The sequence below is a fragment of the Flavobacterium sp. genome (assembly GCF_046155325.1).
Lineage (GTDB): Bacteria > Bacteroidota > Bacteroidia > Flavobacteriales > Flavobacteriaceae > Flavobacterium.
This window is the reverse complement of the sequence record NZ_JBJXDQ010000057.1, coordinates 1-11,857: the sequence shown is the minus strand read 5'-3', so window position 1 is coordinate 11,857 and position 11,857 is coordinate 1. Positions and strand designations below refer to the sequence as shown.

General features: G+C 34.4%; 11 protein-coding genes and 1 pseudogene. 7 read left to right on the top strand and 5 right to left on the bottom strand.

Annotation, left to right across the window (positions count from 1 at the left end):
- Positions 1 to 19: 19 nt before the first annotated feature.
- The gene (locus tag ACKVOD_RS03875; RefSeq protein WP_409208166.1) at positions 20 to 1,207 is read right to left on the bottom strand and encodes a phosphoglycerate kinase; all 1,188 of its coding nucleotides are present in this window, start codon (positions 1,205 to 1,207) and stop codon (positions 20 to 22) included.
- 202 nt (positions 1,208 to 1,409) lie between these two features.
- Between ACKVOD_RS03875 and ACKVOD_RS03870 the strand changes: the two genes are divergently transcribed.
- From ACKVOD_RS03870 to recA, 4 genes are all read left to right on the top strand, one after another.
- Positions 1,410 to 2,558: an ATP-binding protein gene (locus ACKVOD_RS03870; protein WP_409208165.1), complete on the top strand. Its 1,149-nt coding sequence runs from the start codon at positions 1,410 to 1,412 to the stop codon at positions 2,556 to 2,558.
- 4 nt (positions 2,559 to 2,562) lie between these two features.
- Positions 2,563 to 2,946, top strand: coding sequence for a DoxX family protein (locus ACKVOD_RS03865; RefSeq protein ID WP_409208164.1), 384 nt, complete (start codon positions 2,563 to 2,565; stop codon positions 2,944 to 2,946).
- Between the two features lie 228 nt (positions 2,947 to 3,174).
- Positions 3,175 to 3,684: an acyl-CoA thioesterase gene (locus tag ACKVOD_RS03860; RefSeq protein WP_409208163.1), complete on the top strand. Its 510-nt coding sequence runs from the start codon at positions 3,175 to 3,177 to the stop codon at positions 3,682 to 3,684.
- 219 nt (positions 3,685 to 3,903) lie between these two features.
- Positions 3,904 to 4,908 (top strand): recombinase RecA, encoded by a 1,005-nt coding sequence (gene recA / locus ACKVOD_RS03855; RefSeq protein WP_409208182.1) that lies wholly within the window; start codon positions 3,904 to 3,906, stop codon positions 4,906 to 4,908.
- Positions 4,909 to 5,250: 342 nt separating this feature from the next.
- Here recA and ACKVOD_RS03850 read toward each other — a convergent pair whose 3' ends face one another.
- Positions 5,251 to 6,000, bottom strand: coding sequence for a lysophospholipid acyltransferase family protein (locus ACKVOD_RS03850; protein WP_409208162.1), 750 nt, complete (start codon positions 5,998 to 6,000; stop codon positions 5,251 to 5,253).
- A gap of 103 nt (positions 6,001 to 6,103) precedes the next feature.
- Here ACKVOD_RS03850 and ACKVOD_RS03845 point away from each other — a divergent pair.
- Both ACKVOD_RS03845 and trpS read left to right on the top strand, forming a co-directional pair.
- Positions 6,104 to 6,466 (top strand): annotated as a pseudogene (locus tag ACKVOD_RS03845) (GxxExxY protein).
- Between the two features lie 85 nt (positions 6,467 to 6,551).
- The gene (trpS, locus tag ACKVOD_RS03840; protein WP_409208161.1) at positions 6,552 to 7,523 is read left to right on the top strand and encodes a tryptophan--tRNA ligase; all 972 of its coding nucleotides are present in this window, start codon (positions 6,552 to 6,554) and stop codon (positions 7,521 to 7,523) included.
- Positions 7,524 to 7,598: 75 nt separating this feature from the next.
- Here trpS and dprA read toward each other — a convergent pair whose 3' ends face one another.
- Complete coding sequence (dprA, locus tag ACKVOD_RS03835) at positions 7,599 to 8,699, bottom strand: DNA-processing protein DprA (RefSeq protein ID WP_409208160.1); 1,101 nt, start codon at positions 8,697 to 8,699, stop codon at positions 7,599 to 7,601.
- A 102-nt stretch (positions 8,700 to 8,801) separates the two neighbouring features.
- On the opposite strand from dprA, the gene ACKVOD_RS03830 reads away from it, so the two are divergent.
- Positions 8,802 to 9,737, top strand: a complete 936-nt coding sequence (locus ACKVOD_RS03830; protein ID WP_409208159.1) for an SPOR domain-containing protein — start codon at positions 8,802 to 8,804, stop codon at positions 9,735 to 9,737.
- Between the two features lie 205 nt (positions 9,738 to 9,942).
- Here ACKVOD_RS03830 and ACKVOD_RS03825 read toward each other — a convergent pair whose 3' ends face one another.
- Together ACKVOD_RS03825 and ACKVOD_RS03820 are read right to left on the bottom strand one after the other, a co-directional pair.
- Positions 9,943 to 10,182 (bottom strand): hypothetical protein, encoded by a 240-nt coding sequence (locus ACKVOD_RS03825; protein WP_409208158.1) that lies wholly within the window; start codon positions 10,180 to 10,182, stop codon positions 9,943 to 9,945.
- A gap of 556 nt (positions 10,183 to 10,738) precedes the next feature.
- Positions 10,739 to 11,857 (bottom strand): helix-turn-helix domain-containing protein (locus tag ACKVOD_RS03820; RefSeq protein ID WP_409208157.1); only part of this gene is annotated, 1,119 nt, incomplete at its 5' end.

The following is an 11,857-nucleotide window of genomic DNA, read 5'->3' as shown; positions in this document are numbered from 1 at the left end:
ATTGTTAAAGATGCAATTTTTAGTCCAAAATAGCTGCAATTCCGGGTAAAATCCTACCCTCAAGCATTTCGAGCATAGCTCCTCCACCGGTAGAAACATAACTTACTTTGTCTTCAAATCCGAACTGTTTTACAGCTGCAACCGAGTCTCCACCACCAACAAGTGAAAAGGCTCCGTTTGCAGTAGCTTCAGCAATAAAGTTACCTAATTGAATAGTTCCGTTAGAAAAAGTTGGCATTTCGAAAACTCCCAAAGGACCATTCCATAAAATGGTTTTTGATTCTAATATTACTTTTTTGAAATTCTCTAATGATTTTGGTCCTGCATCTAATCCTTGCCATCCATCAGGAATTTCGCGAACATCTACTGTTTGAGTATTGGCAGTATTCGAAAAATCATCGGCTGCAACAACATCTATAGGAATATGAATTTGAACTCCTTTTTCTTTTGCCAATCTCAAGATTTCCAACGCTAATTCTTGTTTGTCGTCTTCACAAATTGATTCTCCAATTTTTCCGCCTAAGGCTTTCACGAAAGTAAAAGTCATTCCGCCGCCAATAATCATGTGATCCACTTTGTCTAAAATGTTTTCAATAACTGTAATTTTAGACGATACTTTTGATCCTCCAAGAACTGCTGTCACTGGATTTTTAGAAGCTTTTAAAACTTTATTTAAACTTTCAATTTCTTTAGCCAATAATAATCCGAAACATTTTTCATTTGGAAAAAACTTTGCAATTATAGTTGTCGAAGCGTGTGCTCTGTGTGCTGTTCCAAAAGCGTCATTTACATAAATATCACCTAAGAATGCCAATTCTTTAGCAAATTCAACATCTCCTGCTTCTTCTTGAGCATAAAAACGTAAATTTTCTAACAATAAAATTTCTCCTGCTTGAAGTTCTTTTACCGCTTTTACCGCTTCATTTCCAATACAATCTGGTGAAAATTTAACCGTTTGGCCCAAAATTTCAGAAGCCGTTTTTAAAATATGTTTTAACGAATATTTTTCCTGAATTCCTTTTGGTCTTCCTAAATGCGACATCAAAATTACACTTCCACCATCAGCAAGAATTTTGTCGATTGTAGGCTTAGCCGCTTCAATACGAGTGGCATCGGTTACATTGAAATTTTCGTCTAAAGGAACGTTAAAATCAACACGAATTATGGCTTTTTTGGAGGCAAAATTAAAATCGTTTATAGTTTTCATTATATTCTGTTTTAAGTTTTTTTGAAACAGTGACAAATATAGAATTTTTTAGTAAGCAATAAATACAAATTTCTCAGAAAAAGCTCGTATGTAACTACGAAAACGTTATATTTCACTCGTTTAAAAACTAAATTGTTCTTTAATTTCAGAAACTTTATTTCTAAAATTTCCTCTCTCTTTCATTTTCGATTATATTTGCCTTATGCAATTTTCAGCTATTTTAGGACAAGAACACATCAAAAACCACTTGACGCGAAGTGCCGATTTGGGTAGAATTCCCCATGCTCAATTATTTATCGGTCCTGAAGGAAGTGGCACCTTACCCATGGCGATTGCTTATGCTCAATACGTTTTGTGTGGTAATCAAAATGGTGAAAATTCAGGAGTCAACGAAAGTTGTAATCTCAAATTTCAAAAAATATCGCATCCCGATTTGCATTTTGTATATCCAACTGTCACCAATGAAGATATAAAAAAAGACCCGAAAAGCATAGATTTTATTGCTAATTGGAGATTATTTGTTGACCAAAACCCTTATGGCGGTTTGTTCGATTGGTATTCCGTTTTAGGAGTTCAAAACAAACAGGGATTTATTCGTGTAGAAGATGCGGGAGAGGTTTTAAAAACATTATCTTTAAAATCCTATGAAGGTGGCTATAAAATTATGATTGTTTGGATGGCCGATAAAATGAATATTGCTGCTTCGAATAAACTATTGAAATTACTCGAAGAACCACCCGAAAAAACAGTTTTCATTCTCATTTCCGAAAATGAAGAAGATATTATTCAAACCATACGTTCTCGTTGCCAAGTTTTGCATTTTAATGGATTGAGCGAAACTGTTATTGCCAATGCTTTGATTTCTCGTGAAAATACAGACCCGAAACTAGCCTCAAAAATTGCTCACCAAGCACAAGGAAATTACAACAAAGCCTTGCACTTATTAAATGATGACAGCGAAGAATTTCCGTTTGAACAATGGTTCGTGGTTTGGGTTCGAGCCGCATTCAAAGCCAAAGGAAACGCTGCCGTGATTGCTGATTTGATCCATTGGAGCGAACAAATTTCTGCTTTGGGAAGAGAAACTCAAAAGAAGTTTCTGCAATATTGTATCGATATTTTCCGTCAAGCTTTGATGCATAATTATGAAACGCAAAGTTTAGTTTATTTTGAACCAGCCGTCGAAAATTTCACGATTGCGAAATTTGCGCCTTTTGTAAACGGCAACAACATTCACGAAATATTCCAGGAATTGTCTGATGCAATTTACCACATTGAGCGCAACGGAAATGCCAAAATAATCCTAACCGATTTATCTATAAAACTGACACGTTTAATTCACAAAAAATAAGATAATGAACAATGCATCCTCCATTTTGCTCTTGGTTTTTTTGTCCATCACTTTTATTCAATCAGGCTATGACAAACTGTTTTATTGGAAAGACAATCTCAGTTGGTTAAAAGAACATTTTGCTAAGACTCAACTTAAAAATTTAGTGCATCTAGCCTTAATTCACATTCTAATTTTAGAATTAATTTCTGGTGTTTTATGCATTGTAGGTAGTATCGAATTAGTGATAAGCAACGGAAGAACCTTTGGTTTGTATGGCGCTGTTTTTTCAAGTATTACTTTATTGATGTTGCTTTTTGGACAACGATTGGCCAAAGATTATGACGGTGCCAGAACTATTGTTATTTACTTTATTCCTGCTGTAATGGCGGTTTTATTGTTGAGTTAGAAAAGAAAAAAGATTGCCACAAAGTCGCAAAGTCACTAAGAAAAAAATTAATTTGTTGAAAGTATTAAATAATTAAACCAATATGTAGCAACCTAAAAACGATTATTTGGTTTAAAATTTGTGTCTTCGTGGCAAAACAAATCAAAACCTTTGTGCCGTTTCAATAAAAACAACAACGAAAAGAAAAACTTTGTGACTTAGCGCCTTCGTGGCCAAAAAAACTAAATTATGACTTCAAAACATCCATCCGAATCTTTGACCGTTTTAACAGACATGGTTTTGCCTAGCGAAACGAATGCCTTGAATAACCTTTTTGGGGGGGAATTATTGGCCCGAATGGATCGTGCTGCTTGTATTTCGGCAGGGCGACATTCCCGACAAATTTGTGTCACAGCCTCGGTTAATCATGTTGCTTTTAATATGGCTATTGCCCTAGGGAGTGTAGTTATTGTGGAGGCAAAAGTATCGAGAGCTTTCAAAACCTCGATGGAAGTGTATCTGGATGTTTGGGTTGAAGATCGAGAATCGGGAGCCAAAACCAAAGCCAACGAAGCCATTTATACTTTTGTGGCGGTTGATGACAACGGAAAACCAGTAGAAGTGCCACAAGTAATTCCGGAAACAAAACTCGAAACACAACGTTTTGATGCTGCATTAAGACGCAAACAATTGAGTTTGCTCTTGGCAGGGAAAATAAAACCTGAAGAAGCTACGGAATTGAAGGCGTTGTTTGTGTGAAATTTTATCTTCTGCTTGAAATCTTAATTGGAAAATATAAATCATACTAACCCAAAATATTCCCCTTGCTTCTTCCAAAAAAAGAAGTATTTTTACAAAAAGAGAAATTCAAAAAATAAATGAAACGCCCATTGCAATTATTATAGAAAAACAGGAATATAAATAAGCGTTCCATCTTCAGATAAAAAACAAATAGTATAAACATAGATGAAAGAAAAGATGAGTTCAGAGAAAGAAGCCAAATTAAAAGCACTACAACTTACGCTTGACAAACTAGATAAAACCTACGGAAAAGGCACCGTGATGAAAATGGGCGACAAAGCCATTGTCGAAGTAGAAACTATTTCGTCAGGATCATTAGGAATCGATTTAGCCTTAGGTGTTGGCGGTTATCCAAGAGGAAGAGTAATCGAAATATATGGCCCTGAATCTTCAGGAAAAACAACCTTGACTTTGCACGCTATTGCCGAAGCTCAAAAAGCGGGTGGAATTGCTGCTTTTATAGATGCTGAACACGCTTTCGATAGAAATTATGCCGAGAAACTAGGCGTTGATATCGAAAACCTCATCATTTCGCAACCCGATAATGGAGAACAAGCTCTAGAAATTGCCGAGAATTTAATTCGTTCTGGAGCGATTGATATTGTCGTGATTGACTCGGTTGCCGCTTTGACGCCAAAAAGTGAAATCGAAGGCGAAATGGGTGATTCTAAAATGGGATTACACGCTCGTTTGATGTCACAAGCTTTGAGGAAATTAACGGGAACAATTAGCAAAACAAATTGTACTGTTTTCTTCATCAACCAGTTGAGAGAGAAAATTGGTGTCATGTTCGGAAATCCAGAAACCACAACGGGTGGAAATGCATTGAAATTTTATGCTTCGGTTCGTTTGGATATTCGTCGTTCGACTCAAATAAAAGATGGTGATAATGTTCTTGGAAACAGAACTAAAGTTAAAGTCGTGAAAAACAAAGTAGCTCCGCCATTTAAAATAGCTGAATTTGATATTATGTATGGTGAGGGAATTTCGAAAACAGGAGAAATTTTAGATTTAGCCGTTGAATTTGAAATCATCAAAAAAGCGGGTTCTTGGTTCAGTTATGGCGAAACCAAATTAGGACAAGGTCGTGATGCGGTGAAATCTTTAATAAAAGACAATCCAGAATTAGCCGATGAATTAGAGGCCAAAATTAAGGAAAGGATAAAAGAAAATAATGCTTAAATTAGAAAAAGAGTCTCGCTTTGCGAGACTTTTTTTTGACATATATTCTCTGGGTTTTGGAATTAGGTTTTAATTTTTCTTTTTTTATAGTCCTGAAATAGCCATAAAAAAAAGTGTCCTCTTGAAACACCACAGATTAACACAGATTACACACCCCTAACCCCTCTCAAGAGGGGAATTTAATATGATAAATAACACGTTTTGTTTTAGACAACATATCAATACACATGTAAAATTATTACACTCCTAGCTCCCCTCTTGAGAGGGGTTGGGGGTGTGTTTTTTATATTTAAAAATGTAAAAATTCTATGTTAAAAACAACGATTTAGGAATTACCTTAAACTATTTAATCTTCTTCTCAAATTCCACTAATTGTTCGTGAATTTTTTTCCAAGATTGGACTTTAATACTATTCTTATCTGCCAAAGTCTTTCCTTCTGTTTCAATAAAAGGAAGAATTTTTACACGTAAAAGCCCTGGGCTTCCACTAAAAACAGTGTAGGAATACCGTTTTTTATTATCGCCAAAAGCAATAGGAACAATCGGCAATTGATGTTCGATGGCCAATCTAAAAGCACCGTCTTTAAAGTGGTCTAAAAGTATGGATTCGTCATCAGGAACTCCTCCTTCGGGAAAAATACAGATGCTGAGTCCTTGATCTATTCTTTTTTGTGCTCGTTCAAAAACACTATGCTTGCTTCTGGAACTTGTTCTATCGACTAAAATACAGGTTCGTTTATAGAAAAAACCAAAAAGAGGAATTTTTGACAACTCTTTTTTGCCTACAAAAACAAAAGGTTTGTTTATCACCACTAGCATCAACATTATGTCAACCATCGAGGTATGATTGGCAACAATCATATAACTTTTGTCTTTGTCGAGTTGCTGTCCTTTATCTATTCTATAATAAAAACCCATTCCGAAAAGAATGACTTTGGACCAAATCCTTGCCATTTTAAAAAAGTAAGGATAGCCGCTTTCGGTCAAAATGGAAGCCACCAAAAAAGGAAACATAATAAGAATAGGGATTGCCATTACTACATAAAACCATACGCGCCATAGAATCCAAAAAATAATTTTTATTCCTCTCATAGTTTTCAAAAGTAAGTAAAAGGGTTTAAGTTTGAATATATTTAACCGCAAAGAGCACAAAGTTTTTTCGCAAAGTAAAAAAGAAAAGATGACTTAAAATGAAATTTCAAAAATTATTATAGGTTTAGCAATTGAAGTTCATAGAAGTCTTGGGCCTGATTTATTAGAAAACGCTTATAAAGAATGTTTGTTTTATAAAATAAATCAATATGGTCTTTTCGTTGAAAAAGAAAAAGTTTTACCATTAATTTTTGAAGAGGTAAAATTAGATTGCGGTTATCGAGTTGATTTATTGGTAGAGAACAAGTTTATAATTGAACTTAAAAGTGTAGAGTAATTGTGCGAAATTCACTTAGCTCAAACTTTAACTTATTTAAAAATTGGAAACTACAAACTTGGATTGTTAATAAACTTTAACGAAGTTCTACTAAAAAATGGAATTAGAAGAGTGGTCAATAATTTATAACATTTGAGAACATTTTCAAAAAACTCTAAAATCATTGAGAACTTTGCGAAAAACTTTGCGAACTTTGCGGTAAGAAAAAAACATAATGGCAAAAATACTCACTGGCGTTCAAAGTACAGGAACTCCGCATTTAGGAAATTTACTTGGCGCAATTATTCCAGCAATCGAATTATCGAACAATCCCGCAAACGAATCCTTTCTTTTCATTGCCGATTTACATTCGATAACCCAAATAAAAGACGGAAAAACATTAAGAGAAAATACATACAGCACTGCAGCTGCTTGGCTTGCTTGTGGTTTGAATGTGGACAAGGTAGTTTTTTACCGTCAGTCTGATGTGCCACAAACAGCTGAATTATCTTGGTATTTGAGTTGCTTTTTTCCATTCCAAAGATTGACCTTGGCGCATTCATTCAAAGATAAAGCGGACCGATTAGAAGACGTAAACGCAGGACTTTTTTCGTATCCAATGCTTATGGCTGCCGATATTTTATTATATGATGCACAATATGTTCCCGTAGGAAAAGATCAATTACAACATCTTGAAATTACCCGCGATGTGGCTTCTCGGTTCAATCACCAAATGGGAGAAACATTTGTAATTCCCGAGGCTATTATTCAAAAAGACAGCATGCTTATTTCTGGAACTAATGGCGAAAAAATGAGCAAATCCGCTAATAATTATATCAATGTTTTCTTGGACGACAAAGCCTTGCGAAAACAAATTATGAGTATCGAAACCGATAGCACACCACTCGAAGATCCTAAAAATCCAGAAACCTGTAATGCTTTTGCCTTATATAAATTATTAGCAAATCAAAACCAAACAGAAACTATGACTGCCAATTATCGTGGTGGAAATTATGGTTACGGTCATGCCAAACAAGCCTTGTTTGAACTGATTCTTGAAAGATTCAAAACCGAAAGAGAGAAATACAATTACTACATTAACCATCTTGCCGAAGTTGATGCTTTATTAAAAGTCGGTGCCGAGAAAGCGGCTGGAGTTGCCAATGGAGTTTTAGGAAGAGTAAGAGAAAAACTGGGCTTTGAGTAAGAAAACATATAAGTCATATAAGTTGCTCAATAATCAATTAAAATTTAAAACTTATATGACTTATATGTTTCAAAATCAAATCGCTTCAAACAATTTCCCCGGCAAAGGTCGAATCACGCCTTTGAGTTCCATATTCAATAGCATTCCTGAGATTTTATAAATGGGGAAATCACATCGCAAAGCTATAATATCCATCAATTCTTTTCCGTTTTTTAGGAGGTAATCATAAACTTTTTGCTCGTCTGGTTCTAGGGTGACAAATAATTGTTTCTGTACTGGTTTTACTTTGCTTTGAATGTCCCAATTCAGGATATAAACTAAATCGGCAGCACTAGTTAACAAATTTGCTTTTTGGGTTTTAATTAAATTATTGCAGCCTTGACTGAGTTTGTCCGTTATTCGACCAGGAACGGCAAAAACATCTCGATTGTAATCATTAGCAAGATTCGCTGTGATTAAGGACCCTCCTCTATCAGCGGATTCAATGACAATGGTGGCTTCTGAAATTCCTGCCACAATGCGGTTTCTCCGAACAAAATTTTCTTTTTCTGGATTAGACGAACTCCAAAACTCCGTCATAAAACCGCCGTTTTGTTCTACTTTAGCAACATATTTCTTGTGAGTTTTGGGGTAAATTTGGTTTAAACCATGCGCCACAACCCCAATCGTTTGCAAATTGTGTTCTATAGCCAATTGATGTGCAAAAATATCAACGCCGTAGGCAAAACCGCTCACAATTATAGGATCAAGAGGCGCCAAATCTTCTATTAATTTTCGGCAAAATTCCATTCCGTACGAAGTGATTTGTCGGGTCCCTACAATGCTGATGATTTTTTTGTTTTTAAGATCAATATTTCCCGAAGAAAACAATAAAAGAGGTCCGTCGATGCAATGTTTCAATCTTTCCGGATAATTTTCGTCTTGAAAATAAGAGACGTTGATTTCATTTGATTTAATAAACTGAAGTTCTTGTTCCGCTTTTTCGAAAACGGATTTGTTTTTTAAATTTTGGATTAAAATGGAACCAATTCCATCAATAGCAGTAAGTTGGGATATTTTTGTCTTGAAAACGGCTTCTGCACTACCACAATGATTTATTAATTTTTTGGCCATAATGTCACCAACACCTTCAACTTGCTGTAATGCCAATAAATGAAATAAATCTTGATCTGTCATAAGAATTGTTTGAGGCTGAAAAGTATAAAAATTTATGCGGATTGTTAATAAAAATTGTGAATAAAATTTTGTCAGCTGTTTAGATTATATAACTTTGTAACTATGAACATCCAACCTTACATAGCACAACTTTTATATCGTTATCAATGTGTAACCGTTCCGGGATTCGGGGCTTTTTTGACCGAAATTCAATCGGCACAATTAATAGAAAGTTCCAATTCTTTTTTTCCGCCAAAGAAAATTATTTCTTTCAATAGTCAATTACAAAATAATGACGGACTATTAGCCAATCATATTGCTCAAGCAGAAAAAACATCATACGAATATGCCGTTAGCGCGATTCAATTTGAAGTTTTTAACTGGAAAAAAATGCTTCAAGAAAATGGCTTGTTTTCATTAAAAAACATTGGGGATTTTTCGCTTAACGCTGACAAGAATCTTATCTTTAAACCGTTTGATCAAACGAATTATTTGACAAATTCTTTTGGTTTAAGTGGCTTTGTTTCACCAATTGTAAAAAGAGAAGTTTTCGAAAAAAATATCGAGTCACTTGAGGAAAACCTTGTAATTACTTTGATTCCTGAAAAAGGGAAGAAAACCGCTTATTTAAAATATGCTGCCGTTTTTGTTTTGGGATTGGGTTTAACTAGTGCTGCTGTTTATCCAATTTACCAACAATATGTTGCGAATGAAACTATCATTGTGGAGCAATCGGTACAAATGAAAGTTCAAAACAAAATTCAAGAAGCTACCTTCTTTATCGAAAATCCTATTCCTGCTGTAACACTTACTGTTAAAGAGGAAAAAATGTCTTACCACATTATGGCAGGTGCTTTTAGAGAGGAAAGAAATGCAAACAAAATATTTAAACAATTATCAGCCCAAGGGTTTAAAGCGCGACGCATTCCGCAAAACAAATACGGATTATATCCTGTGCTTTATGGAAGTTACACCACTTTTGCCGAAGCTGAAAAAGATAAAAAAGTAATTCAAAAAAGATTCAATCCCGATGCTTGGATTCTGGTTGAATCACTATAAAAACGAAACCCATTCTTAAATCGAATGGGTTTTTTGTTTGAAATCGTTTCATCTGTTTTTTATATTTGTTTTTTATTGGAAGATGGAACACCCATAATCATCCACCTGTGTGTCAATAACTATTGTAATGGATGTTTCATTGAACTTAATTTATTCCGTACCTGAAAAATAATCACAAATTTGTGTTTTAATTTTTCGAAAACCTTCATTCTACGAGATGATACAACACAACTACAATAATGACATAAATAATAAGTATTAGCAAACAAGCGTTTGTTTTTGAGGAGCTCGTAGAGCTGTGATAAGAAACGCTTGTTGGTCCATATACAAAGTCAAATCCCTTTTTCCTGCTTGATCTTTTCCTTTTTCTGGCATTAGGTGTTGGGTCGAATTTTGCTCTGTTTAAACCCAAAAAACTCAGCGCTTTTTGAAATGAAAATTTCATACTTAATATGTTTTTTAAGCTGTTTGACAAATTATTTTGCTGTTGTTTTCTTATTGAAGTGTTTTAAAAATAAAGTAAAAGTTTGATTATGAACTACTATTTACAATATTGAGAATAAACTTTAAGGCTTTTAAATTTTCGACTTCCTTAAGGTTTATTCTCAATCTTTTTTACATAGTCATACATCTTGAAATAAATCAGTGTGAGTGCCATTGCTCCAATTGAAATAAAAAATAACTCTTTTGGTTTTCTGTTTTGTAAAATCAGGCATAGTGAAGTGAATGCCAATGTAGCGAATGCAAATAGTAACATTTTTGTTCTTAAACTCTTGGCGATTTTTAACTTTTTAACTTTAATCATTTGATCTCTTTATACAATTACAAAACTTGCTAGACTATCAACACTTCTCTTTTTATTTGATAAAAATTTCAAATAAAGCAGCGTACTACTAAAGAATAAAATGTTGATTAGTATTCTTCAAAATTAAAAAATTGCAACGTATAAAAAAATACCTACAAATGGGTATTTTTCAAAAACTTGTTTATTATAGTTTAGGTTAGGTTATATTCCTACTCGCCTTGAACATTCGCAGTTCTTCCCAAGTGAATTTATCTCCATATTTTTCCTTTAAAGGCGAAACTGATTCTTCTTTATAGCCTTTAAATGCTTGCGTAAGTTCTAGGATTTTATCTTCAGGCAAAACATCATGGATTTGAATGGTTTGTGCGACAATTAATTTAGTCAAATGACCCAAAATGGTTTCGGGAGTGAATTTTCTAATAGCAGCAATCTCTTGGATTGTGTTCTTTTCGAGCCACAATTCGTAGGTTTCCTGAACGGTTGATTTCTTGGTTTCTTTCGGTCCTTTTTTCTTTTTGGTATAGCGTTCCAAGTCGGCTTCGTCTTCGATAAGGGTTACGTTTACCTGCTTGAATTCTTCTTGAATGATTTTTAACTTATTGGCTTTATAGTGTTTTATTTCTTCCGAAGTGAGTTTTTCTTTTGAAATGGTATCGCCTTGAGCAACTGTTTCTATGAGTAATTTGGCTTTCATCAATTGCAAAACCCCCTTGATTTGAAGTTCTTCTAAAACAGATAATTCATCAAAGAACGCTTTTGCCTTTTTAATGCGTATAACTTCTTCGATTTTCCATAGGATTTCGAAAACCAAGTTGTCCATTGGCACTATAAAATAATTGTATGCCGCTTGTATTCTATCAGAAACATGATTCAAATCTAGGATGTCTTGACTAAAAATTTTGTTGAGTTGTAATATGAATTTTTTGGATGCATCCAAAAGTGATTCGATGGCTTCGGTTTGTTTACTTGCCCAAATGGCATGTTTTGATTTAGCAGAGCTTTCGCCTTTTTCGTCATAACTAAATTTATGATTGCGCCATTCTTGAGCCAAATCAGTCCAATCAAAACTCGTGTTTAGAAAACTATGGATAAAATTTCTGGTTTCAATTTGCAAAGAATGTTCTAAAACCTCATCGGATGCTTTGTTGAGCGCATAATCCATAACGTCCTGATCGTTAGAAATGCCGTTCATTCTTAACGGAGAAAGCAAAATCAAGCCGTTTAACGAGCGCAAACGCGATAAAGCAACATAAGCTTGTCCAGGAAGAAAAACTTGCGAAACATCGAGTGCGGCTTTGTCAAAAGTTAAACCTTG